General features: G+C 74.4%; 23 protein-coding genes and 1 tRNA gene. 18 read left to right on the top strand and 6 right to left on the bottom strand.

The window, feature by feature from the left end:
• Positions 1–17 precede the first annotated feature (17 nt).
• The 4 genes from H6H00_RS30445 to H6H00_RS30430 all read left to right on the top strand — a co-directional run bounded on the left by H6H00_RS30445 (position 18) and on the right by H6H00_RS30430 (position 3487).
• Positions 18–1031, top strand: coding sequence for a DoxX family protein (locus H6H00_RS30445; RefSeq protein ID WP_185719056.1), 1014 nt, complete (start codon positions 18–20; stop codon positions 1029–1031).
• A 94-nt stretch (positions 1032–1125) separates the two neighbouring features.
• A complete protein-coding gene (locus H6H00_RS30440) occupies positions 1126–1524 on the top strand; it encodes a PE domain-containing protein (RefSeq protein ID WP_185719055.1) in 399 nt (132 codons plus the stop codon).
• Entirely contained in the window at positions 1521–2123 is a 603-nt protein-coding gene (locus tag H6H00_RS30435) for a DUF3558 domain-containing protein (RefSeq protein ID WP_185719054.1), read from the top strand. The genes H6H00_RS30440 and H6H00_RS30435 overlap by 4 nt, the downstream gene beginning before the upstream one ends.
• Before the next feature lie 8 nt (positions 2124–2131).
• A complete protein-coding gene (locus H6H00_RS30430) occupies positions 2132–3487 on the top strand; it encodes a hypothetical protein (RefSeq protein WP_185719053.1) in 1356 nt (451 codons plus the stop codon).
• Positions 3488–3502: 15 nt separating this feature from the next.
• Here the strand turns inward: H6H00_RS30430 and H6H00_RS30425 are convergent, their stop codons facing one another.
• Both H6H00_RS30425 and H6H00_RS30420 read right to left on the bottom strand, forming a co-directional pair.
• Positions 3503–5437 carry a M13 family metallopeptidase gene (locus H6H00_RS30425; protein WP_185719052.1) on the bottom strand — a complete coding sequence of 645 codons (1935 nt, stop codon included), beginning with the start codon at positions 5435–5437 and terminating at the stop codon, positions 3503–3505.
• A 21-nt stretch (positions 5438–5458) separates the two neighbouring features.
• Complete coding sequence (locus H6H00_RS30420; protein WP_185719051.1) at positions 5459–5635, bottom strand: hypothetical protein; 177 nt, start codon at positions 5633–5635, stop codon at positions 5459–5461.
• Between the two features lie 133 nt (positions 5636–5768).
• On the opposite strand from H6H00_RS30420, the gene H6H00_RS30415 reads away from it, so the two are divergent.
• The 11 genes from H6H00_RS30415 (at position 5769) to H6H00_RS30365 (ending at position 17507) form a co-directional block, all read left to right on the top strand.
• Positions 5769–6878 (top strand): patatin-like phospholipase family protein, encoded by a 1110-nt coding sequence (locus H6H00_RS30415; protein ID WP_185719050.1) that lies wholly within the window; start codon positions 5769–5771, stop codon positions 6876–6878.
• Positions 6879–7049: 171 nt separating this feature from the next.
• Positions 7050–7694, top strand: a complete 645-nt coding sequence (locus tag H6H00_RS30410; protein ID WP_185719049.1) for a DUF4352 domain-containing protein — start codon at positions 7050–7052, stop codon at positions 7692–7694.
• A 126-nt stretch (positions 7695–7820) separates the two neighbouring features.
• Positions 7821–7895: transfer RNA gene (locus H6H00_RS30405), tRNA-Ile, on the top strand.
• 129 nt (positions 7896–8024) lie between these two features.
• Positions 8025–9485, top strand: coding sequence for a C1 family peptidase (locus H6H00_RS30400; protein WP_185719048.1), 1461 nt, complete (start codon positions 8025–8027; stop codon positions 9483–9485).
• Positions 9486–9522: 37 nt separating this feature from the next.
• Entirely contained in the window at positions 9523–10488 is a 966-nt protein-coding gene (locus H6H00_RS30395) for an aldo/keto reductase (protein ID WP_185719047.1), read from the top strand.
• Positions 10489–10605: 117 nt separating this feature from the next.
• Positions 10606–11775 carry an LLM class flavin-dependent oxidoreductase gene (locus tag H6H00_RS30390; RefSeq protein WP_185719046.1) on the top strand — a complete coding sequence of 390 codons (1170 nt, stop codon included), beginning with the start codon at positions 10606–10608 and terminating at the stop codon, positions 11773–11775.
• 69 nt (positions 11776–11844) lie between these two features.
• Complete coding sequence (locus H6H00_RS30385) at positions 11845–13518, top strand: sigma-54-dependent Fis family transcriptional regulator (RefSeq protein WP_185719045.1); 1674 nt, start codon at positions 11845–11847, stop codon at positions 13516–13518.
• Positions 13519–13644: 126 nt separating this feature from the next.
• Positions 13645–14493 carry a carbohydrate ABC transporter permease gene (locus tag H6H00_RS30380; protein ID WP_255425452.1) on the top strand — a complete coding sequence of 283 codons (849 nt, stop codon included), beginning with the start codon at positions 13645–13647 and terminating at the stop codon, positions 14491–14493.
• Positions 14490–15320, top strand: coding sequence for a carbohydrate ABC transporter permease (locus H6H00_RS30375; RefSeq protein ID WP_185719043.1), 831 nt, complete (start codon positions 14490–14492; stop codon positions 15318–15320). Before H6H00_RS30380 ends, H6H00_RS30375 begins: the two co-directional genes overlap by 4 nt.
• 10 nt (positions 15321–15330) lie before the next feature.
• A complete protein-coding gene (locus H6H00_RS30370) occupies positions 15331–16656 on the top strand; it encodes an ABC transporter substrate-binding protein (RefSeq protein ID WP_185719042.1) in 1326 nt (441 codons plus the stop codon).
• 44 nt (positions 16657–16700) lie between these two features.
• Entirely contained in the window at positions 16701–17507 is an 807-nt protein-coding gene (locus H6H00_RS30365; protein WP_185719041.1) for a HalD/BesD family halogenase, read from the top strand.
• Here H6H00_RS30365 and H6H00_RS30360 read toward each other — a convergent pair.
• The gene (locus tag H6H00_RS30360) at positions 17501–18676 is read right to left on the bottom strand and encodes an erythromycin esterase family protein (RefSeq protein ID WP_255425451.1); all 1176 of its coding nucleotides are present in this window, start codon (positions 18674–18676) and stop codon (positions 17501–17503) included. The genes H6H00_RS30365 and H6H00_RS30360 overlap by 7 nt on opposite strands.
• A gap of 42 nt (positions 18677–18718) precedes the next feature.
• Here H6H00_RS30360 and H6H00_RS30355 point away from each other — a divergent pair, with 42 nt between their 5' ends.
• The 3 genes from H6H00_RS30355 (at position 18719) to H6H00_RS30345 (ending at position 21444) form a co-directional block, all read left to right on the top strand.
• A complete protein-coding gene (locus tag H6H00_RS30355) occupies positions 18719–19450 on the top strand; it encodes a MerR family transcriptional regulator (RefSeq protein ID WP_185719040.1) in 732 nt (243 codons plus the stop codon).
• Between the two features lie 46 nt (positions 19451–19496).
• Positions 19497–21032: an alpha/beta hydrolase gene (locus H6H00_RS30350; RefSeq protein WP_185719039.1), complete on the top strand. Its 1536-nt coding sequence runs from the start codon at positions 19497–19499 to the stop codon at positions 21030–21032.
• 79 nt (positions 21033–21111) lie between these two features.
• On the top strand, positions 21112–21444 hold the full coding sequence (locus H6H00_RS30345) for a putative quinol monooxygenase (protein WP_185719038.1): 333 nt from the start codon (positions 21112–21114) through the stop codon (positions 21442–21444).
• On the opposite strand, the gene H6H00_RS30340 is transcribed toward H6H00_RS30345, so the two are convergent.
• Genes H6H00_RS30340 through H6H00_RS30330 form a run of 3 tightly spaced genes read right to left on the bottom strand, consistent with a single transcriptional unit; the run spans position 21441 to position 24426 of the window.
• Entirely contained in the window at positions 21441–22205 is a 765-nt protein-coding gene (locus tag H6H00_RS30340) for an ABC transporter ATP-binding protein (protein WP_221775722.1), read from the bottom strand. The two genes, H6H00_RS30345 and H6H00_RS30340, sit on opposite strands and share 4 nt — an antisense overlap.
• The gene (locus tag H6H00_RS30335; protein WP_185719037.1) at positions 22202–23293 is read right to left on the bottom strand and encodes a FecCD family ABC transporter permease; all 1092 of its coding nucleotides are present in this window, start codon (positions 23291–23293) and stop codon (positions 22202–22204) included. The genes H6H00_RS30340 and H6H00_RS30335 overlap by 4 nt, the downstream gene beginning before the upstream one ends.
• A complete protein-coding gene (locus tag H6H00_RS30330) occupies positions 23290–24426 on the bottom strand; it encodes an ABC transporter substrate-binding protein (protein WP_185719036.1) in 1137 nt (378 codons plus the stop codon). Before H6H00_RS30330 ends, H6H00_RS30335 begins: the two co-directional genes overlap by 4 nt.
• Positions 24427–24458 lie beyond the last annotated feature (32 nt).

The raw sequence follows: 24458 nt of genomic DNA, 5'->3' as shown, positions 1-24458 counted from the left end.
GACGAGTCGCCCGACCCATGCTCGCTGCTCTGTTCATCCAGGGCGGCATCAACGCGCTCAAGGCGCCCCAGGGCCACGTCGAGGCGGCCCGGCCCGTTCTCGACGCCGTCGCCCCGGCCGTGGACAAGGCCGTCGAGGTGGCGCCGATCGACCAGCGCCCCGACGACGAGCTGCTGATCAAGATCGACGCCGGCGTCAAGATCGTCGCCGGGTCGATGCTCGCACTGGGCAAGTTCCCGCGCCTGGCCTCCACCGCCCTCGCCGCGTCCCTGATCCCCACCACCCTGGCCGGTCACCGGTTCTGGGAGGAGACCGACGAGGCGAAGAAGGCGGAGCAGCAGATCCACTTCTTCAAGAACGTCGGCCTGCTCGGTGGCCTGCTCATCGCCGCGGCCGACACCCACGGCAAGCCGTCGGTGGCCTACCGCGGCAAGCGCGCGGCCCGCCGCGCCCAGGCTGCGGTCCTCGACCTCACCCAGACCTCCGGCCCGGGCATCGGCGAGCGCGTCAGCTCGGTCGCCCACGACGCGACCGGCGCGCTCGGCGGCGTCGCCGCGGGCCTCGTCGGTGCCGCGCCCGGCGCCGGTGCCGCCGTCTCGTCCTTCGCGCAGAAGGCCGGCACCCAGCTCTCCGCCGCGGGCAGCGAGGCCTCCGCCCGCGCGTCCGAGGTCGGGCAGGACCTCTCGGTCCGCGCCGCCCGTGCCGCCAAGAAGGCCGAGAAGCGCGGCGCCGAGCTGCAGAAGGTCGCCGAGAAGCGCGGCGCCGAGCTGCAGAAGGCCGGCGAGAAGCGCCGCGCCGAGCTGCTCAAGCGCACCGCGAAGCAGCGCAAGCAGCTCGCCAAGCAGGCCGCGAAGAAGCGCAAGGAGCTGGAGAAGCGGGGGCCCGTCGTCCTCGACCAGGTCACCTCGCAGGCCAGCTCGCTCGGCCACGAGCTCGCCGCCCGCGCCAGCGCCGTCGGCTCCGAGATCGCGCACCAGGCCGAGGGCGCGGCCAAGGACGCCCGCAAGCGCGTCCACGCCCTCACCGCCTGATCCCACCCGCCGTCGAGCCGGGCACCCCGTACGGGGTGCCCGGCTCTTTCCCTGTTCGGGCCCGGGAGGCGGGCCCGGCTGGCATCCTGCTGGCGTGGCGGACGACGGTGGGGGCAGTACCGACGAGGCGGACCTCGGCCACGCCGCCGTGACCTGGGCCCGCTCCCGGTTGGCGGCCCCGGTCGAGGGTGGGGGCCGGGCCGGTGGGTTCGTCGTGGATCCGGAGCGGGCGGAGGCGTGCATCGCGGAGCTGACGAGGATCACGAACGAGCTGCGGATGCAGGTGGTGACTTCCAACGGATTCCGGTTCGATGCTCCTGGGAACGACGAGGTCAGTCTCAATCTCGCAGCCAACGGCGCCGAGATGTCCCGGCGCGCGGAGGGGTTCCTGCAGGCCTGGGCCGCCCAGATCGAGGCGACGCGTGACGCACTGCAGGATCAGCTGGACGCATACCGGTCGGTGGAAACCTCGAACTCCGGATTGCTGGCATGAGCCGTCTGTTCCTGTTCGCTGTCCTCTGCGTGATCGCGACTGTTGCCTGCACGACGACGGCGCCTGAACGGACTCCGCCGAGATCGGACGGTGCGGCCACCGCACCTGCCGCTGCGATGGCCCCCGATCAGGGCGCGCCTCCGATGTTCGCGCCATCTGTCCCGGAACCCAAGGATGCTCGCGGCATTCCGCCGTGCGATCTGCTCACCGACGATCAGCTCAGGCAGCTCGATCTGCTACCGGACAGCGCCACAGGAGCAGGCGACGCAGTCGTCCAGACGTGCGCGTGGACCTCGGCCACTGATGCGACCAACCCCGTCGGTCTTGAGATCAACACCGATTCGACACTCGCGGCGCTGGACATCATCTACAACACGCGCGATGTGGTGGAGCGCTTCGAACCCACCGAGGTTGCGGGCCATCCGGCGGTGCGCGCGGACTACTTCGCCGACAACAGCTGCACCCTCGCCATCGGCATCGCTGACCACCAAGGGATCGGGATCCAGGCGAACGGGGCGAACCGGCCCCTCCCCGACCCCTGCGACATCCCCCGCCGCATGGGCGAGTTCATCCTCTCCAACCTCCCGCCGCTGACCTGAGGACCACGATGGCCGAGCCGTACACGCAGACCGCCGTGCCGTTCGAGCAGTTCCCGCTCGCCGCGCTGCGCGACCCGGTGCTGGCCGGTCCGGGCATCGACGGGATGGGGGCGGCGGCCGACCGCTACCGGCAGCTGGCCGAGACGCTGCAGCGGGCCGCCGAGGACCTGCGCGTGGCGATGACCGCGGCCCAGGGCGCGCACGAGGGGGAGGCGGCGGAGGCGTCGCGGCGCTACGTCGAGCGCGTCGCGGCGGTCGGGGAGCTCGGGGCGGGACAGGCGCGGATCGCGGTCGGCGCGCTCGACGACGGCGCCGCCTACTACGGCCGGGTGGCCGACGACATGCGCGCGCTGCAGCCCGACGACGCGTCCCCGCCGCGGAACGTGGCGCAGGCGGCGGTGCGGGATCAGCAGGTCGAGCAGCTGCGGGTGCTCGCGGTGGAGGCGGCGCAGCGGTACGAGTCGAACACGAACTGGTCGCTCGGGCGCACGTTCCAGCCGTTCGAGCCGCCGGTCGTCGCCGCCCCGGGCGCGGGCGGCGCCGCGTTGTCCGCCGGCGGGGGAGCGGGCCCCGGATCGCCCGGCACCGCCGTCGCCGCAGGCCTGCCCGCGGGGGGAGCGGACGTTCCGGTGGGCGCCGGTGCCGGCAGCCCGGCGGCGCCCGGCGGGTCGGGGTCGGCCGGGGCCGGTGGCTCCGGGGTGCCCGGAGCGGGCGGTCCCGGAGCAGGCGGTGGGGGAGCGGGCGGTCCCGGCGCGGGCGGTGCCGGACTGCTCGGCACCGCCACGCCGGTCGGTCCCGGTGCGTCGGGAGCGGGCGGTGTGTCCGGGCCGGGCGGGTCCGGGCCCGCGGGATCCGGGCGCCCCGGCGCGGGTGGGGCGGGGGCGGTCGGCCCGCGCGCCGGATCCGGGGTGGGCGGCCCGCCGCGCACGTCGACCGCGGCCCTGTACGGCGGCGCCCGTCCCGACGCCGCCCTCCCCGACGCCGCCCTCCCCGGCCCCGACCCGTCCGCCCGCGCCGCAGCCGGCCCCCGGGACGCGGCGGGCACCGGGACCGGCTGGGTGCCGGGTACGCCGTGGACCGGCCGGACCCCGCCCGAGGGCGGAGCCGCCGGCCCCCGGGGCGTCCCGGCGGAGCCGCCGTCCGCGGCGTCCCCGCGCACGGGGACCCCGGGCGGCCCGGCAGCGGGACGGTCGACACCCGGCGCGACACCGTTCCTGCCCGCGGCCGGGGTCGGCCGCGGGCAGGGCTCCGAGCACGCCCGCCCGTCCTGGCTGGTCGAGGACGACCCGCAGGCCTACTGGTTCGCGGGCCTCCCCGACGTCACGGCGGGCGTCATCGGCGGGGAGGGCGACGCCGACCACTGATCACCCGCGGCGTCGTCACCAGATGCGGACCCGCTGGTCGGGCGGGGTGAACAGGGCGTCGGACTCCTGCACGTCGAACGCCTCGTGGAACGCGTCGAGGTTGGTGACGACGGCGTTGCACCGCAGGTCCGGCGGGGAGTGCGGGTCGAGCGCCAGCCGGCGGATCGCCTCCGCGTCCCGGGTGACGGCCCGCCACACCTGCGCCCAGCCGAACAGGACGCGCTGCACGCCGGTGAGGTCGTCGAGGACGGGCGGCTCCTCGTCGGCGGTGGCGATCGCGTACGCCTTGAGCGCGATGGTGAGGCCGCCGAGGTCGCCGATGTTCTCACCGACGGTGAGCGACCCGTTGACCTTGTGGTCGGGCAGCCCGGCCGGCGACAGGGCGTCGTACTGCGCGATCAGGGCGGCCGAGCGGCGGTCGAACTCGGCGCGGTCGGCCTCGGTCCACCAGTCGGTCATGTTGCCGTCGCCGTCGTACTTCGAGCCCTGGTCGTCGAAGCCGTGGCCGATCTCGTGGCCGATGACGGCGCCGATCCCGCCGTAGTTGGCCGCGTCGTCGGCCTCGGGGTCGAAGAACGGCGGCTGCAGGATCGCGGCCGGGAAGACGATCTCGTTCATCCGCGGGTGGTAGTAGGCGTTGACGGTCTGCGGGGTCATCAACCACTCGTCGTGGTCGACCGGCTGGCCGATCTTCGCGAGCTGGAAGTCGGTGAACCACTCGCCGGCGCGCGCGACGTTGCCCAGCAGGTCGTCCGGCCGCACGACGAGGGAGGAGTAGTCCTTCCACACGTCCGGGTAGCCGATCTTGGGCGTGAAGCGCTCCAGCTTGTCGAGCGCGCGCTGCCGCGTCTCCGGGCTCATCCAGTCGAGCGAGGAGATCGACTGCCGGTACGCCTCGACGAGGTTAGCGACGAGCTCGACCATCCGCTCCTTCGACGACGCCGGGAAGTGCCGCTCGACGTAGAGCTTGCCGACCTCCTCGCCCAGCGCGCTCTCCACCAGCGCCACGCCGCGCTTCCACCGCTCCCGCAGCGTCGGCGTGCCCGACAGGGTGCGGCCGTGGAACGCGAAGTCCTCCTGCACGACGTCCTCGTTGAGGAACTCCGCGCAGGCCGACGCGGTGTGCACGGCCAGCCAGGCCTGCCACTGCTCGAGCGGCCGGGACGCCCACAGCGCCGCGGCGGCGGTGACGAAGCTCGGCTGCCGCACGACGACCTCGTCGAACGCGCCGTCCGGGGCGCCCAGCGCGGTGAGGAACGGCTCCCAGTCGAACTCCGGGGCCGACTCGCGCAGCTGCGCCAGCGTCATGAGCGTGTAGGTCTTCTCGGCGTCGCGGTTGGTGACGCGGTCCCACGACTCGGCGGCCAGGGCCGTCTCCAGCTCCATCACCGTGTCGGCGTGGTCGGGCAGCCCGACGAGCGCGCAGAGGCGGCGCAGGTGGGCGACGTACTCGGTGCGGATCTCGGCCGAGGAGTCCTCGCGGTAGTACGACTCGTCGGGCAGTCCGAGCCCGGACTGCGACAGGTGCACCAGGTAGCGCGTGGAGTCCTTCGCGTCCGTGGAGACGAACGCGCCGAACAGCGCGGCCCGGCCCTCCCGCTGCCGCCGGCCGAGCACGGCGGCGAGCGCGGCACGGTCGGTGGCGGCCGTCACCTCGTCGAGCAGGGGGGTCAGCGGGGCGACGCCCGCCGCCTCGATCCGCTCGACGTCCATGAACGACGCGTAGAGATCGGCGACGGGGCCGGACCCCGCCTCCTCGACGATCGCGCGGACGTCGTCCTCAGCGTTGTCGCGCAGGACGCGGAAGGCGCCGTCCTGCGCGCGGTCGTCGGGGATCTCGTGCGTGGCGAGCCAGCGGCCGTTGACGTGCGAGAACAGGTCGTCCTGCGGACGGGTGCCCGAGTCGACCCACTGCAGGTCCAGACCACTACGGGTCGAGGTCGAAGTCATCCACCCATCGTGCCAGGCGGATCAGTACTCGTGCGCCTGGTCGTAGCCGAAGTCGCCGCCGTCGAGGTCGAGCTCGCGGCCCGCCATCCGGCCGGAGACGGGGGTGCGCCGCCGGCTGACCGGCAGGTTGAGCACCGCCTTCATCTCATGGGCGAGGTCGTACCCGTAGTCACCGCTGGCATCATCGTTGACCGGCATGGTCGTCTCCTTGAACGTCGAGGCGTACTGACGCTCCGTGACCGATGTACTTCGGACGGTGCTCAGAAATGATCGCCCGATCAGAGGGCCGGTGGCAAGAGCGTTCCACCGGTTGGCGTCGAAAGGGACACCGATGACCGAACGGGTCGGCCTGGTGCTGTCCGGCGCGGCCGCGCGCGGTCCGTACCAGGCGGGCGCACTGGCCGTGCTCCTCCCGGCGCTCGCCGAGCAGGGCAGGCGTCCGCAGGTCCTGCTCGGCACCAGTTCGGGCGGGATCACCGCCGCGCTGGTCGCGCAGTGCGCCGACCTCCCGCCCGACGACGCGGGGCGGCTCGTCGAGGAGACCTGGATCGGGTTCGGCGACGTCTTCCGCAACCCGCTGTGCACCCCCGGCCCCGCCGCCGCCGTCGTCGCGCGGCTGGCCGGGCTGGGCGTCGTCGGCGCCCCGGGCGCCCTGCTCGACGTCACCCCGCTGCGCACCCGCGCCGGCGAGCTGTTCCGGCCCGACCGGGTGGCGGCGAACCTCGCGAGCGGGGCCGTCGAGTCGGTGGCGGTCGCCGCCACGGTCTGCCCGCCCGCGCGGTCGGCGGCCCGGTCGCGGCTGTTCGTCCAGGGCGCGGTGCCGCCGCCGGCCTTCGCCGTCGACGTCGTGCCGGTCGCGCTGCGCCTGGACCACCTGCTCGCCTCGGCCGCGATCCCGGGCATGTTCCCGCCCGTCCTGCTCGACGAGCCCGCGGTCGGCGCGGGCTGGTACGTCGACGGCGGTGTGCGGCTCAACGCGCCGCTGCGCCCGGCCGTCGACCTGGGCGTCGACCGGCTCGTGGTGGTCTCCGGCCACTCCGTCGACCCGCCCCCGGTGCTGCCGGCGGCACCGCCGTTCCGCGCACCGGACCTGGCGTCGACGGCGGCGATGTCGGTCCGGGCGATCCTCGCCGACGGCCTCGCCGACGACGTGAACACGCTGCGCCGCAAGAACCGCAGGCCCGGGCACCGGGTCGTCCCGCACCTGGTCGTGGCGCCCGCGGACGGCGAGCTGGCCGCGCTGGCGGCGGACTCGTTCGCCCCGGCCGGGCCGTGGGACCCGTACTGGGCGATCGGCCGCCTCCTCGACTCCCTCGGTGACGGCGGCGGCCGCGACGAGCTGCTGAGCCTCGTGCTGTTCCGCGAGGCCTACGCCCGGGCCCAGGCGGAGCAGGGGCGGCGCGACGCGGCGGCCGCCCTCGCCGCCGGGTGGACGACCTGAGGGAGGTCCCACCCTGGGTGACTTGGTGATCACTCGTTCGAGGGACCGAGCGCAGGGTGTGGCACGGGTCACGCTACGCTCCGCCAGCGATCCACTGCGTTGCGTACAGCGCTCGGCAGGGGTCGCTCTGATGCGTGGCCGACCGGATCACGCAGAGCTGTAGGGGGACACATGTCGCAGCCACGAGGCCCGGAGCCACAGCCCGGGTACGGCAGCCCGCGAGAAGCCAGGGCACAGGCTTCCGCGGAGAAGGCGTACCGGAAGGCGCAGCGGCCCTGGTACAAGAAGAAGCGCTTCATCGTTCCGCTGGCGACCATCCTGCTGATCGTCATCATCTCCGTGGCCAACGGCGGTGGTGGCGGATCGACCACCACGCCGGGTGGGAACGCGGCAGCCCAGGACCCGAGCGCCCCGCCTGCGTTCCCGGGAGCGACGGCAGATGACCTCGTCGCCGAGGCGGGCGCGACCGTCGAGTCCGACGGTCTGTCGCTCTCGGCCACCGCGTTGACCGAGGGGGGCTCCACTCTCGGCGAGACGCTGTGCACCTCGGTGATCTACAACAACGGTGGTGACGGGGCGGCGCCGTTCAGTCTCATCGACTGGAAGTTGCAGGACCCCAACGGCACGATCCTCAACACCGGGTTCACGGGCAGCACCAACCTGCTGAGCAGCGGCGAGATCGCGCCGGGCGGTACCGCCTCCGGCGACGTCTGCTTCGATGCTCCGCAGGGCAGCCCGTCGGGCCAGTACGTCGTGCTGTTCGACCCGACGTTCCGCTTCTCGTCCGAGCGGATCGCCTGGCTGAACGCGCTCTGACGATCGGATGCGGGCAAGGCCCCGGCGACCTCCACCTGGACGGGCCGGGGCCTTCGTCCGTGACGGGCCGGTACGGCAGGTGGATGGGACCCGGCCGTGTCGGGATCCGCTAGCCTCGCGCCCCGAGGGGCGGTAGCTCAGCTGGTCAGAGCAGCGGACTCATAACCCGTCAGGTCGTGGGTTCGAACCCCACCCGCCCCACTCCCGCCGGCGAACCAGCCGATGCGCCGACACCCGGACCTGTGATGCCGGTCACGATCGTGGCGCCAGGTCGTTGCTGCGCGTCCTCGTTGGTGGCCCCACCCACCCGACGAGAACAGGGCACCACCGATGTCGATCGCCCAGTACGTGCTGGAGAACGCGGAAGGGGCCCTGCGGGTCCTGAGCGGGTACCGCCGGCAGGAGCCGCCCGCCGACGCGAAGCGCTTCGCCGGCCGCAGGTCCGCGAGCGGCCTGCCGCCCAAGGTCGACCTGCGGGAGTGGATGACCGAGGTCGAGGACCAGGGCCAGACCAACACCTGCACGGCCAACGCCACCGCGGGCGCGTACGAGTACCTGATGAAGCGGCACCTGGGCGACGACGCCTACGACGTCAGCCGCCTGTTCATCTACTACAACGCCCGGACCGGGTCCGGCGAGGAGGAGGTCAGCGACGAGGGCGCGGTCCTCGTCGACGTCATCGACGGCCTGCGCCGGTACGGGGCCTGCGCGGAGACGTCGTGGCCGTTCGACACCGACGTGGTCGACGAGGAGCCCGCGGCGGAGGCCTACACCGAGGCCGAGTCGTTCCTCGTCGAGGACGTGCAGCTGGTGCCGACCGACCTGGACGCCTGGAGGTCGGCGCTCGCCGAGGGCTACCCGATCATCTTCGGGATCAGCCTCTACGACTCGTTCTACCAGCACCGCAGGCCCGGGCTGGTCCCGATGCCGACGCCGCGGGAGGCGGAGCTCGCCCAACACGGCGGGCACGCGATGCTCTGCGTCGGCTACTCCGACGTCGACCAGGTGTTCATCGTCCGCAACTCCTGGGGAGCGGACTGGGGCGACCGGGGCTACTGCTACATGCCCTACGCCTACCTCATGGACCCGGCGCAGAACGGCGGCGACTCCTGGATCATCCGCCAGGTCGAGGTGCTCGACGAGGAGGCCGGCTGGGGCGAGGAGGAGTCGGTGCTCACCGAGCCCGGCACCTTCCTGGCCGAGATGGACGACGAGACCTACGGCGAGCTGGTCGACGCGATGGGCGACGTCGCGTTCGAGCGGCGGATGGCGCTGCTGTTCGTGGCGGTGGCGTCGGCGGACGGGGAGGTCGAGGACGCCGAGCTGGCCGAGGCCGCCCTGCTCCTGCAGCCGGTGCTGGACTCGCTGGAGTCGTCGATGTCGCCGGAGAAGCTGCTGCGCAAGGCGCAGAAGCTCTACGACGGCGACGACGGGGAGGACCTCGTGGGGGAGACGATCGTCCTGTTCGCCGAGCACGTCCCGACCGACGTCCTGGGCAGCCTGCTGGGGCAGCTGCGGCAGGTCGTGGAGGCCGGGGACGGGGAGGACGAGGACGAGACCGAGGTGCTCGACGCCATCGTCACGGCGTGGCAGGTGGAGGAGCTCGTGGCCGGCGGGGACGACGACTCCGGCGAGGACGCCTCCGAGGACGAGGACGAGTCCGAGGAAGAGGACGACGAGGAGTACGAGGACGACGAGGCCGAGGACGAAGAAGAAGACGGCGAAAGAGAAGACGGCGAAGAAGAGGAGGACGAGGGGGAGTACGAGGAGGACGACGAGCGGGAGCGGTAGGCCACGGCGCCGGACGCCCCTGGGGCACGCTGGTGCCGTGGACGACTCGACGCACCCGCGCCTCGGCATCGGCCTCGCCGCCGTGGCCCGCCCCGCCTACCTCACCTCCGGCCGCGCCCGCGACCTCGGTCCCGACCGGAGCGTCGACGACCTGCGGGCCCGGACGTGGGCCCTCCTCGACGCCGCCCACGCGGCCGGGATCCGCTACGTCGACGTCGCACGCTCCTACGGGCGGTCGGAGGAGTTCGTCGCCGGCTGGCTGGCGGCGCGGCCCGGCACGGGGGACGTGGAGGTCGGGTCGAAGTGGGGCTACCGCTACGTCGGGGGGTGGCGGGTCGACGCCGAGGTGCACGAGGTGAAGGACCACTCGGCGGCGGCGTTCGCGGAGCAGTCGGCGCAGACGCTGGACCTGCTGGGCGACCGGCTGCGGATCTACCACGTGCACTCGGCGACGCTCGACACCGGAGTCCTCGACGACGTCGCCGTGCACCGGGCGATGGCCGGGCTGCGCGACCGCGGCGTGCGGGTGGGCGTCTCGACGTCCGGTCCGGCGCAGGGCGACGCGGTGCGCCGGGCGCTGGAGGTGCAGGTGGACGGGGAGCCGCTGTTCACCTCGGTGCAGTCGACGTGGAACCTGCTGGAGCAGTCGGCGGGCCCGGCGCTCGCCGACGCCGCGCGGGCGGGCGCACGGGTGATCGTCAAGGAGGCGGTGGCGAACGGGCTGCTCGCCCCGGGCGGCGGTGACGGCTCGCCCGGGGTGCGGCGCGCCGAGGCGGTGGCCGCGGAGCTCGGCGTCCCGGTCGACCGGCTGGCGGTGGCGGCGGCACTGGCGCAGCCGTGGGCGGGCCGGGTGCTCTCCGGCGCCGTCGATCCCGCGCACCTGGCCAGCAACCTCGCGGCCGTCGAGGTGGTGGTCCCGGACGGGGTGGGCGCGGAGATCGCCGCGGTGGGCGGGACGGCGCAGGAGTACTGGGGCGCCCGGTCGCGCCGCCGTTGGGCGTGAGGGCCGGCCGGCGGGTGTCCACTTTCCGCACACTCCGGCGGGCGCGGCGCGGGTCATGCTGACGGCTCCGACAGAGCGGTCGGGACCGCGGCCGCCGATCGAGTTGCAGGAGTCCCCGTGAGTCGTCTGCGTTTCGGCACCTTCCTGGCGCCCTTCCACAAGCCCGGCCAGAACCCGACCCTCGCGCTGCAGCGCGACCTGCAGCTGGTCGAGCACCTCGACCAGCTCGGCTACGACGAGGCCTGGATCGGGGAGCACCACTCGGCGGGCAGCGAGATCATCGCCTCGCCGGAGATCTTCATGGCCGCGGCGGCCGAGCGGACCCGCCACATCAAGCTGGGCACCGGGGTCACCTCCGTCGCCTACCACAACCCGCTGTGGGTGGCGGACCGCATGGTGCTGCTCGACCACCTCACGCGCGGGCGCACGATGCTCGGGTGCGGGCCGGGTTCCCTGCCGACCGACTCGGCGATGATCGGGCTGAACCCGACCGACACCCGCGAGCTGATGGAGGACAACCTCGACATCATCACGCGGCTGCTCGCGGGGGAGAGCGTCACGAAGCAGACGAAGACCCACAACCTCGTCGACGCCCAGCTCCAGCTGCGCCCCTACAGCGACCCCTGCTTCGACATCACCGTGGCCGCGGTCGCGTCCCCCACGGGCCCCCGCCTCGCCGGCCGCTTCGGCACCGGGCTCCTGTCGATCGGCGCCACCCTGACCCAGGACGGGTTCGACGCGCTGGCGCACCACTGGAGCGTCGTGGAGGAGCGGGCCCGGCACTACGGACGTCCGACGCCGGACCGCTCCGGCTGGCGCCTGGTCGGGCTGATGCACATCGCCGAGACCAGGGAGCAGGCCTACCGCGAGGTGGAGTACGGCATCGAGCACTGGTTCCAGTACTTCCAGAAGGTCGCGGCGTTCCCGCAGATGGCGGTCGCGGGCGGCGACGTCAAGGAGATGATCGACTTCATCAACGAGGCCGGCATCGGTGCCATCGGCACCGTCGAGGACGCGAAGGCGCAGGTGCAGAAGCTCGCCGACCAGTCCGGCGGCTTCGGCGCGTTCCTGCTGCTCGGGCACGAGTGGGCCAACCCGGAGGCCACCAGGCGCTCCTACGAGCTCATCGCCCAGAACGTCTTCCCCGAGTTCCAGGGCCAGGCGGCCAGCACCGTGGCGGCGAAGGACCGGGCGTCCGCCACCCGGACGGCCCACGCGCAGACCCAGCTCGACGCCGTCGACCACATGACGAGGAAGTACGAGCAGGAGAAGTCGGCGCAGGGCTGACGCGGGATCCGACCCCTGGATCCGCCGGGCGCGGCGGGTCAGGATGGGGTGCGGAGCGAGGGGGCGTCGATGGGGACGGTGGACACCTGGGAACTCTTCCAGGCGGGCGAGGAGCCCCGGGACGTGCGCGCGGAGGTGCTGACGTCCTGGCGGCGGTCCCGGATCAGCGGCGTGGATCCCGAGTACGTCGACGTCCCGTACCTCGAGACCGATCTCGACAGCCACTTCGCCCGCGTCGCCGTCCCGATCATGGCCGGGATGGCCGACCTGCTGGTCGGCGACAGCTCGTGCCTGGCGCTGTCCGACGCGTCCGGCAGCGTGGTGTGGAGGTGGGTCTCCGAGCCGATGCTCCGCACCACGCTCGACGACCTGTCGGTCGTGGAGGGGTTCTGCTTCAACGAGGAGTTCGTCGGCACCAACGGTCTCGGCACCGCGCTCGAGACCGGGGGGCTGACGGTCGTCCGCGGGTCCGAGCACTTCGTCCACCGGTTCCACGACGTCACCTGCGTCGCGGCGCCGGTGCGGCACCCGGTGACCCGCCGCGTCGTCGGTGCCGTCAACGTCACCTGCCGCGCGGCCGACACCAACTCGCTGCTCTCGGTGGTGGTGCGCAAGCTCGTCGACGAGATCCAGGTCGCCCTGTACGACTCGGCCACGGCGCGGGAGCAGCACCTCCTGTCCGCGTTCCTCGACGAGCAGCGGCGGGTGGGCGGGCCCGTGGCCGTCGTCGGCGACGGGCTGATCATCGCCAACCCGCAGGCCGCCGACCTGGGCCTGGACCGTCTCGACCTGTGGGACGAGATCCGCGCCCTGCGCGGGGCGGGCGAGGACGTGCGCATCGGGCTCCCGACCGACCTGAACGCGCAGGTCCGGATCGTGCGGGACGCGGGCGCACCGGCCGGTGCGGTGGTCACCGTGGCCGACCTGCCCGCGCGGCCGCAGCCGGCGCGCCGCCCGGTCGCGGTGCCGGCCGGGGACGAGTGGGACGCCGCGGCCGCGCGCGCCCGGCGACTCGCCGCCGACGGACCGGTGGTCGTGCTCGGCGAGCCCGGCTCGGGCCGGCGCTCCGTGCTCGCGGAGGCGCTCGGCGACGACCCGCAGCTGCTCGACGCGGCCATCCACCACGTTGATCCCGCCGCGTGGTTCGACCGGCTGCGGACCGTGCTCGCCGGTGACGCACCGGTGGTGCTGCTCCACGTCGACCTGCTCGACGCCACCGCGTCGGCGGCGGTCACCGCGGTCCTCGCCGCCGCCTGCCCGCGCCCGGCCGTCGGTCTGACCGCCGCCGCGACGGACGGCGATCCGGCCGCACCGCAGACGATGCGGCTGATCGACCGGCTGGGCGCGGGGTCCGTGCGGCTGCCGCCGCTGCGGCGCAGGCCCGACGCGGTCGTGGCGATCGCCCGGGCCGAGCTGGCCCGGCACGGCGGCGGGCGGGTCTTCGCCGCCGAGGCGTTCGCCGCGCTGCGCCGCTACCACTGGCCCGGCAACCTCGCCGAGCTCACCCGGGTCGTGCGCGACCTCGCCCGCGACGCCGACGGACCGACGGTCGCCCTCGCCGCGCTGCCCCCCGAGGTCCGCGCCGCCGTCGAGCGCCGGGCGCTGACGCCGATCGAGCGCTCCGAGGCGTCGGTCGTCGCCGCGGTCCTGCGCGAGCACGACGGCAACAAGTCCGCCGCCGCCCGGGAGCTCGGGATCTCCCGCACCGCCCTCTACGCGAAGATCCGCACCTACCGGATCTGAGCGGTCTGCGGTACCGCTTGACAACGCCCCCGGTTGACCATGGGATGCACTCCACGGAGTCCTCCCGCGCTGCGGACGGACCGGCGTCGGCGGGGGCGGATGGCACGGCAGAACGGTGAGGCCAGAGTGGCGTGGGCGCTGCTGGCCCCCAGCCTCTTCGGCGTGGTGGCGTTCCTGGTGGTGCCGGTGATGGTCGTCGCCTGGCTGGGGATGCAGAGCTGGGACCTGATCGGGCCGCGCACGTTCGTCGGCCTCGACAACGTCACCTCGGTGGCCGCCGACGGCCGGTTCGCCCGGTCGCTGCTGGTCACGGCCCTGTTCGTCGTCATCGTCATCCCGTTGCAGACCGTGCTCGGGCTGGGAGCGGCACTGCTGCTGCACCGGGACCTGCCGGGCTCGGCGGCGTTCCGGGTGATCTACCTGCTGCCGTGGATCTGTGCGCCGCTGGTGCTCGGGGTGGTGTGGCGCTGGGTGCTCGCGCCCACCGACGGCGCGCTCAACGCCGTCCTGGGCACCCGGATCGAGTGGCTGGCCGACCCGGCGCTGGCGCTGCCGTCGGTCGCCGCGGTCACGGTGTGGACCCAGGCGGGCTACGTCGCGCTGTTCTTCGTCGCGGGGCTGCGCGCGATCCCGTCGACGGTGCTCGAGGCCGCCCGGCTCGACGGCGCGAACCGCCGGCAGACGTTCTGGCGGGTGACCCTGCCGCTGCTGCGCCCGACCACGTTCTTCGTGCTGGTCACGGGCGTGATCTCGAGCTTCCAGGTGTTCGACTCCGTCTACGCGCTCACCCCCAACGGCGGCCCGCAGGGCGTCACCGACGTCGTGGCGGGGCGGATCTACTACGAGGCGTTCGAGAACCGGGCCGTCGGGCAGGCCGCGGTGATGGCGCTGGTGCTGTTCGTCATCCTGGTGACGGTGACGCTGGTGCAGCAGCGGTGGTTCGCCCGCCGCACGACCTACGACCTGTCGACGTGAGGGGCCGCGGTGGTGTCGCGACCTGGGCCACGTACGTGGTGCTCGTCGTCGGGGCGGTGCTGGTGCTCGCGCCGTTCGTGCTCAGCCTGTCGACGGCGCTGAAGACCCCGCGGCAGTTCGCCGCGCAGTCGGTGCTGGCCCCGCCCGCGCCGCCCGTCGCCGACAACTTCGTCGCGCTGTTCGGGGAGCAGTACGACTTCACGACGCCGATCGCGGTGACCGTGCAGGTCGTCGCCGTGATCCTGGTGGGTCAGCTGCTGTTCTCGATCTTCGCCGCCTACGCGTTCGCCCGGCTGCGCTTCCGGGGCCGCGACACCCTGTTCTGGGTGTACCTCGCGACGCTGATGGTGCCGCAGGCCGTCACGATCATCCCGCTCTACCTGATGATGACCGAGGCCGGTCTGCGCAACACGTTCTGGGCGCTGGTGCTGCCGCAGGTGTTCGGCTCGCCGTACGCGATCTTCCTGTTGCGCGAGTACTTCCGCGGCATCCCGTCGGACCTGCTCGACGCCGCCAAGCTCGACGGTGCGGGCACGCTGCGGATCCTGTTCAGCATCGTCCTGCCGATGAGCCGGCCGATCGTCGCGACGCTCGTCGTGATCACCGTGGTGACGCACTGGAACAACTTCCTGTGGCCGCTGGTGATCACCTCCGGGCCCACCTGGCAGGTGCTGACGGTGGCCACGTCGGCGCTGCAGACCCAGTACAACGGCAACTGGACGATCGTCATGGCCGCCACGACGATCGCGATCGTCCCGCTGCTGGTGCTGTTCCTCGCGGTCCAGCGCACCGTCGTCCGATCCATCACGATCACCGGGTTCCGGTGAGGGGGAGACCATGACCACCTTCGACCGGCGTACCGCGCTGCAGCTCTCGGTCGCCGCGCTGGCCCTGACCGCCTGCTCGCCCGCCTCCCCGAGCGACGGGCCGGCGCCCGACGGCGTGACCACGGTGACCCTCCGGCTGTGGGACGAGGACGTGGAGGCGGCCTACCGCGAGTCGTTCGACGAGTTCTCGCGGCGGAACCCCGACATCCGGGTGGAGTTCACCCGCGTCGCGTTCGCCGACTACTTCACCTCGCTGCCCCTCGACGTCGCGAGCGGGACGGCCACCGACGTCTACTGGGTCAACGCGCTCAACTACGGCGCGCTGGCCGACGCGGGCAAGCTGATCGACGTCGGCACCGAGCTCGGCGACCAGGTGCCGGGCTGGACCCCGGCCGCGGTGGAGCAGTACACCCGCAACGGCGTCGTGTGCGGCGTGCCGGTCCTGACCGACGGGCGGATCGTCCTCTACTACAACAAGGCGATGGTCGAGGCCGCCGGCGTCGACCCGGCGAACCTGACCTGGAACCCGACCGACCCGGCGGCCGACACCTTCCTCGCCGCCGCCCGGCGCCTGACGCTCGACACGTCCGGCCGCGACGCCACCGACCCCGCCTTCGACGCGGGGGCCATCGCTCAGTACGGCCACAACGCCGCCCGCGACCTGCAGGGCATCTACTACAACTTCGTCGGCTCCAACGGCGGCCGCATCCAGGCCGAGGACGCCACGTTCGTCTACACCGAGCCGGCCACCGCGCAGGCGTTCGGCTACCTCGTCGACCTGATCAACCGCTACCGGGTGGCCCCGTCGGCCGCCGACACCAACACCAACCCCGACTTCAGCCGCGACCAGTTCCTGCAGGGCCGGATGGCGCTGTTCGAGTCGGGCACCTACAACCTGCAGAACGTCGACGACGGCGCGGAGTTCGAGTGGGGCATCGCCCCGCTGCCCGCTGGCCCGGCCGGACGCGTCAGCGTGGTCAACAGCATCATCGCCGCGGGCAACGCCGACAGCCCGAGGCGCGAGCAGATCCTGCGCGTGCTGCGCTGGCTCGGATCCCCGGAGGGGGCGGTGGCGGTCGGGGCCCGCGGCGCCGCCCTGCCCGCCGTCCTCGACGCCCAGCAGGGCTACTACGACTACTGGACCTCGCGCGGCGTCGACACCGCCCCGTTCGGCACCGACGGCGGCGACCCCACCATCGACGCCCCGTTCGGGCCGAAGTACGGCGCGGCCACCACGGCCAACGAGGGGGTCCTCAACGACGTCTTCTCCGGCCGCGTCCCCCTCGCCGACGGGCTGCAGCAGGCCCAGGACGTCGCGAACGCCGCGTTGCGCTGACACCGCGCGGGCCCGCCGCCCGGACGACACCGAAGGAGCACGTCATGACGGCCGCACCCGCCCGCCCGGCCCTCGCGCAGGTCCTCGACCTCGACCGCTACCCGATCGACCGGCCCGAGAGCCCCCGCGGCCGGGCGCTGGTCGAGTTCTGCCGGGCCGCGCTGGCGTTCGAGGGGGCCTGCCAGCTGCCCGGGTTCCTGCGGCCCGACGCGGTGCGGCGGCTGGTCGACGAGGCGCTCGGGAAGCGGGGGAGCGCGCACCGCACCGACGGCACGCACAACGTCTACTTCGAGCCGGTCACCGACGACGGCGTGGCGTCGCTGCTGCAGCACTCGGCCAAGTCGGCGATCGCCTGGGACCTCGTCGACGACGACTCCCCGCTGCGCGTCGCCTACACCTCCGACGCCCTCACCGGGTTCCTCGCCCGGGTGCTCGGTCCGGAGCAGCTGCACCGGTTCGCCGACCCGCTGGGCGCCGCGTCGCTGATGGTGTTCGACGCCGGTGACGAGCTGGGGTGGCACTTCGACCGCGCCCCGTTCGCCGTGACGATCATGCTGCAGCCGGGCACCGCGGGCGGGGCCTACGAGTACCACCACCTCCTGCGCACCGCCGACGACGAGAACCCGGACGGCGTGCGGGCCGCGCTGGCCGACGAGCGGCCCGGACGGATCACGCTGCCGAACGAGCCCGGCACGCTGAGCCTGTTCCAGGGACGGTACTCGCTGCACCGCGTCACGCCGGTGGCGGGGGACCGCCTGCGCATCAACGCCGTGCTCGCCTACTCCGCACCTCCGGACGACCGGATGAACACCCTCACCCAGGAGCTGTTCTACGGGCGCAGCGCTCAGTAGGCGTCCCGGACGAAGACGATCCCGTCGCTCCCCTCGGGATGGGCGGGATCGAGCGGGAAGCAGCCCCGCCGCGGTGGGATGTCCGTGCGCTTCGCGGTCCCGTGCAGCACCGCCGGGTCCGCGATCAGCCGGCCGGCGGGGAGCGCGGCGAGTACGGCCTCCGGGGTGCCGGGCGGCGGGTCGCCGACGCCGGGGCCGCGGCCCAGAGCGGAGACGAGGACAGCGTAGCCCGCCCCCAGTTCTGCGGCCGCGATCGCCCCGGCGCTCCACCACCGCAGGCCGGCCCAGCTGCCCTGGTCGTACTGCAGGTGCCCGTTGTGGGCGAACGCCAGCGTCGGGCCGTCCCGCTCGACGACCGCGAGCAGGTTCTCGGCCATCATCGCGTCGCGCATCTGCATCATCCGGGCGAACCGCGCGGGACCGGGGTCGGCCATCGTGGCGTGGTAGCGCAGCAGCCCGGCGGCGGTGCGCGCGTGCAGGCGGGCGGTCCACCAGGCGTCCGGCGAGGTGGCGGCCACCAGCGCGGGGGCGTGGGCGTGCAGCAGGGTGCGCAGGTCGTCGGCGAGCAGCCGCAGGGCGGTGACCTCGGGCGTCGACCCGACCGACCGGGACGGGTCCGTCGCCGCCGCGGGCTCGGTCCACCGGGCGTCGGGACCGGTCAGCTCCTCGATCCCCGCGGCGGTGCACGGCGGCTCGATCACCGCGGAGAGGTGGGCGTGCAGGGCGAGCAGCGCGGTGCGGGGGCTCTGGGCGTGCGTCATCTCCAGCGGGGCGTCGAACCCGTGGAAGCGCACCGGGTCGGCGCGGTCGCGGTTGTGCCCGCGCAGCCAGACCAGCAGCTCCCGGTTGGCCGCGTAGGCGCCGAAGCCGTGGGAGAAGCCGGTGGCCAGCAGGTCGTCGAGGTCACCGGGGCCGCCGCGGACCCACGCGTCGACGGCCAGCCCGGCCGGCGCGTCGCTCTCGAGCGCGACCGACCGGAAGCCGGCGTGCTCCACCAGGTAGCGCAGGGCCGCGTTGCGCATCCGCGGGAACGACCCGACGCCGTGCGTCGGCTCGCCGAGCGCGAGCACCCGCGGCGGGGTCGGGCGGGCGGCGAGGAAGCGCGCGAGCGGGGCGCCGATCCCCTCGTCGTCGTCGGGGCGGAAGGGCAGGGGCACGGGAGTGGTCACCCCCTCCACCGTATCGTTGAACACTCGGTTGAGACTGGGGCGATGCGACCTCCCCGCCTGCGACCCGTCGACCTGGCCCGTGAGCACGGATTGTCGACCCAGGCGGTGCGCAACTACGAGGAAGCCTCCATCCTCCCTCCCGCCGACCGCACCGCGCACGGCTACCGCGTCTACGGCCAGCGACACGTACTGGCGCTGCGGGCGTTCGTCGCGCTGGTCCCCGCCCACGGGCACGCGACCGCCGCCGCCGTGCTGCGGGCGGTGCACCGCGACGACGTGGACGCCGCGCTCGGGCTGCTCGACGCGAGCCACGCCGAGCTGAGCGCGGACCGCGCGACGCTGGAGGCCGTGGACGCGGCCGTCCGGGATCCCGGTGTGCACGACCCGGCACCCGCCGCGGCGTCGGCGATCGGACCGCTGGCCCGGCGCCTCGGCGTCCACCCCGCGACGGTGCGGGCCTGGGAGCGGGCCGGCATCGTCACCCCGCGCCGCGACCCCCGCACCGGCTACCGCGTCTACTCGGCCGTCGACGTCCGCGACGCCCACCTCGCCCACCAGCTGCGCCGCGGCGGCTACCCGCTGGAGCGCATCGCCGTCGTCGTCGCGCGGGTCCGCGCCGCCGGTGGGGTCGCCGCGCTGGAGGCGACGCTCGACGACTGGCACGCCCGGCTCCGCCGCCGCGGCCTGGCGATGCTCGGTGCGGCGGCGGCGCTGCACACCTACCTGGTGACACCTGTCATCGACGGGGAGCCCGGGCGTCACCTCGACCGGTGACGGGCGGGACTGCCGGTGGGAGGGCCCGCCCGGCGAGCATCGGCTCATGCGATCACGAACACTGACCGTGCTGCTCACCGCGGGCGTGCTCGCGGCCGGGTGCTCGACGGGGGCGGCGGCCGGGGGGTCGGCCGCGCCCGCCGTCGCCTGGCAGGAGTGCGGCGCGGGCCTCGACTGCGCCACGCTCGAGGTCCCCGTCGACCACGCCGACCCGGACGGCGACACCGTCGCGCTCTCCCTGGTCCGCCACCGCGCGACCGATCCGGCGCAGCGGATCGGCAGCCTGCTCTACAACCCGGGCGGCCCGGGCGGCCCGGCCAACGAGGCGGTCCGGACGATCGACGCGGCCGCCGGCACCGGGCCGTGGTCGCCCGAGCTGCTCGCGCGCTTCGACGTCGTCGGGATGGACCCGCGCGGGGTGGGGGAGAGCGAGGGCGTCCGCTGCCTGGACGACGCGGAGCGCGAGGCCGTCCTCGCGCGCGACGTCGACCCGACGCTGCCGGGCGGGATGCCCCGCGAGGCGCTCGAGGCCGACGTGCGGCTGCTGACCGACGGCTGCGTCGACGGCGTCGACCCCGCCCTGCTCGCGCACATGGCCACCGACGACGTCGCCCGCGACATCGACCTCGTGCGGGCCGCGCTCGGCGAGGACCGGATCAGCTACCTCGGCGCGTCCTACGGCACGCTGCTCGGCGCGACCTACGCGACGCTGTTCCCCGACCGCGTCCGGCACATGGTGCTCGACGCGCCCGTCGACCCGGCCCGCTGGCAGACCGACCCGGTCGCCGCGACGACCGACCAGGCGCTGGCCGGCGAGCGCATGCTCGACGCCTACCTGGCCACCTGCGTCGAGCAGGGCTGCCCGTTCGGGGCGGGCGACCCGGGTGCCGCGCTCGACGCGCTGGTCGCCCGCCTGGAGGCGCAGCCGCTGGAGGTGCCGGCGGCGAACGGCGTCCCGGCCGGCACCCTCGACGGGGCCGGTGTGCTGACGGCGGCCCGCTTCGCGATGATCACCCCGAGCCTGTGGCCGGTGCTCACCACCGGGCTGCTCGCCGCCGAGGCCGGGGACGGGTCGATCCTGCGGGTGCTGTCGACGCTCCTGCTGCGCGAGCCCGACGGCACACCGGCCGGTTTCGCCGAGGCCAACACGGCCGTCAACTGCCTCGACCGCGCGGTGCCCGCCGACCCGGCCGTGCACGACGCCAACGCCGCGGAGATCGTGGCCGCCGCACCGCGGTTCGGCACGCTGTCCAGCTACCTGCTGCTGACCTGCGCCTCGTGGCCGGTCCCGAACCCCGACCGCTTCACCGGCCCGCTGACCGGCGCCGGCGCCCCGCCGATCCTGGTCGTCGGGGGCCGCGAGGACTCCCAGACCCCGTACCCGTGGGCCGTGGCGATGGCCGACGAGCTGGAGTCCGGCGTCCTGCTCACCCGCGACGGCTACGGCCACGGGTCCTACCGGGCGAGCGGTCCGTGCATCGACACCGCCGTCGACCGCTACCTGGTGGACGGCACCGTGCCCGCCGACGGCACCGTCTGCGCGCAGGAGCCGGCGCCGAGCACCCTGCCGGCGACGGGGTAGCGAGGATGAGACACCACTGCGGCCCCGGGTGCGGTATGCCTGGGGCCGCAGTGTGCACCGCCGGACGCAGGGAGGCGTCATGATCTTCATCGTGATCAGGATCGACATCCGCCCCGAGAAGAAGGAGGACTTCCTCGCGGGCATCGTCACGTATTCGGCCCAGGTCCGGGAGGAGCCCGGCAACCTGGTCTTCTCCTGCTTCGCGAGCGTCGAGCGCCCGGAGGAGTACGCGGTGATCGCCAACTACGTCGACCAGGCGGCGGGGGAGGCGCACGTGTCCTCCGAGCACGCGCAGTGGTTCTTCGGCTGGCTGCCCTCGGTCGTCGCGTCGGTCCCGAAGATCGTCTACCAGGAGCTGCCGGACGGGGTGGGCTGGTCGGAGATGGGCGAGGTCGTGCTGGAGGGCAGCTAGCGCATCACGAACGTCCCGGCGCCCGCGTCGAAGCGCAGCTCGTCGCTGTCGAACGCCGCCCCGACCGCCCCGTCGGCCACCAGGCCGGCGGGCGGTCCGGTGCGCACGCCGCCGGTGCGGTCGAGCAGCCAGACCCGGTCGGCGACGCGCAGCGCGAGCTCGACGTCGTGGGTCGAGACGACCACGACGATCCCGCGGTCGCGGGCCAGGCGCCGCAGCAGGCCGGTCACCGACACGCGCGACGGCGCGTCGAGGAACGCGGTCGGCTCGTCGAGGAGCAGCAGGTCGGGGGCCTGCGCCAGGGCCCGGGCCATGAGGACGCGCTGCCGCTCGCCGTCGGAGAGCTCTCCGACCCGCCGCTGCGCGAACTCCGTCGCGCGGACCGCGGCCAGCGCGTCGTCGACGGCGGCGCGGTCGGCGGCGCGCAGCGTGCCGCGGGCGCCGGTGTGCGGGTGCCTGCCGAGTCCGACGAGCTCGCGGGCCGTCAGCAGCCCGCCGTCGACGCGCTCGGTGAGGACGACGGCGACGCGACGGGCGCGCTCGGCGGGGGTCAGGGCCAGCAGGTCCGTGCCGCCCAGCGACACCGACCCCGCGACGGCGGGCAGCAGGCCCGCGACCGTCCGCAGCAGCGTCGACTTCCCGGCCCCGTTCGGCCCGAGCAGGGCGGTGAGCTCGCCGGGACGGGCGTCGAGGGAGACCCCGCCGAGCACGGCGGGGCCGCGCCGGTGGCCGACGGTGAGGTGGTCCAGGGCCAGCGTCACGCGTTCACCAGCCGGCTGCGGATCAGCACCACGATGACGACCGGGGCCCCGACCACCGACGTGATCACGTTGACCGGGATCGGGCCCGCCAGCCACGGCAGGTGCGCCGCGACCGCGCAGACCAGCGCGACCACGGCGCCGGTGAGCAGCGCGACCGGCAGCAGGACCCGGTGGTCCGACGTGCCGACGGCCAGCCGGGCCAGGTGCGGCACCGCCATCCCGAGGAACGCCACCGGCCCGCAGAACGCGGTGACCGACCCGGCCAGCACGGCCGAGGACACCAGGATCACCAGCCGCACCCGCCCGATCCGGACGCCGACGCTGCGCGCGTAGTCCTCGCCGAGCAGCAGCGCGTTGAGCGACTTCGTCCCGGCCAGCGCCACCAGCAACCCGACGCCGACGACCGGCGCGAGCACGGCCAGGTCGGCGCCGGTCGTCCCGGAGAAGCTGCCCAGCCCCCACGCGATGAACTGCTGCGCGCGCTGCGGGTCGATCACGGTGAGCAGCAGGCTGACCCCGGCCGTGGCCAGCGACCCGAGCATCACGCCGACGACGAGCAGCACGATCCCGGACCGCACCCAGCGCGAGAGCAGCAGCACGACCCCCAGCACGATCCCGGCGCCGACGGCCGCGGCCACCACCGTCCCCGCCCGCCCGGCCCCGACGACCCCCGCGGTGAACGTGCCCGCCGACCCGCCCGCGGTGCCCGCCACGGCCAGCGCGACACCGAGGCTCGCCCCGGCGCTGACGCCCAGCACGTAGGGCTCGGCCAGCGGGTTGCGGAACAGCGTCTGCAGCTGCAGGCCCGCCACCCCGAGCGCGGCCCCGGCCAGCGCCGCGGTGAGCGCCCGCGGCACCCGCACCGACCCGATCAGCACGGGCGCGGTGGGGTCGGCGGGGGTGCGGCCGAGCAGCACGGCCACGGTGTCGGACGGCGAGACGACCACGGGCCCGACCGCGACGGCCAGCACCAGCGTCCCGACGGCGGCCACGGTCAGCAGCACCACCGCCCCCCACCCCCGCGGGTCGGGGCGCGGGAGCGCGCGGGTCGGGCCCCCGCGCCGTGCCAGCCGGGGCGCCGCCGTCATCGGAGCTCGGTGTAGAACGTCTGCTCGTGGCCGGGGAGCAGCTCCGGGTGCAGGATCGCCACCAGGTCGGCGAGCACCAGGTCGGGGCGGGTCACCCCGCGCTCGTAGAAGTCGTTGCCGCCGTTCGGCCCGATCGACCGGTTCGCCGTCCACGTCCGCCCGTCGCGCATCGCGGCCAGCTCGCCGTAGCGGGGGTCGGCGGCGAGCGCGTCGGCGCGGGTGGCCCAGTCCTGCGTGGCCAGCCACACCGGCGCCTGCCCGGCCGTGGCGTAGACGGTCTCGAAGTCCAGCGTCAGGCTGCTCGCCGACGGGTCGCCCGCCCACGGGTTCGCCCCGCCCGCGTCGTCGAGCAGACGGCCGAGGTAGCTGCCCCCGGCCGGCACGCTCCAGACCCCCTCGAACAGCGACCCGGCGACGACGGGCACCGGCGCCGCGCCCGCCGCGAGCGCCGCGGTCCCCGTGTACGCCGCCTCGACCTGGTCGAACACGGCGGCGGCCCGCAGCTCGTCGCCCGTCAGCGCGGCCATCACCTTGATCCACTCGGCGCGGCCGAGCGGGGTGGGCTCCAGGTACTCGGCGTTGGCGACGACGGGGATCCCCGCCTGCCGCAGCGTCGCGTAGGCGGGGTCGTCGAACCCGCCGGTCATGAGGACGTCCGGGCGCCCGGCGACGACGCGCTCCACGTCGACCTGCTCGGTCGGCGCGTACTCGGCGACCGCACCGGCGGCGACGGCCGCGACCACCTCCGGCGAGCTGACGAACCCGGCCGTCGCCACGCCGGTGAGGACGTCGACGCGGCCGAGGTCGACCAGCAGCGGCAGGTGGGTCGTGGAGCCGGAGTAGAGGCTGTCGACCGGGACCGGGATGCGCTGCGCCGACGCCAGCTCCGGCGGGAGGTCCGGCGCGGCCCCGCAGGCGAGGAGCACGTAGGACTCCGGTGGCGCGCCCGGCGACGGCTCGTCCACGGTCAGGACCTGGTAGCCGTCCTCGTAGCGCAGGGAGAAGTTCTCCGCGTGCTCGACGGTGGAGCGCCCGCCGGAGCCGGGGACGCAGCCGGCGGGCGCCGCGGCGGGGGCGGCGGAGCAGGCCGACAGGACGACGAGCCCGGCGAGCAGGGCAGGCACGAGACGCACGGGTGACTCCTCACGGGGATATCCGCCCCGGA

Source organism: Pseudonocardia petroleophila (assembly GCF_014235185.1).
Lineage (GTDB): Bacteria > Actinomycetota > Actinomycetes > Mycobacteriales > Pseudonocardiaceae > Pseudonocardia > Pseudonocardia petroleophila.
This window is presented reverse-complemented; position numbering and strand designations above follow the sequence as displayed.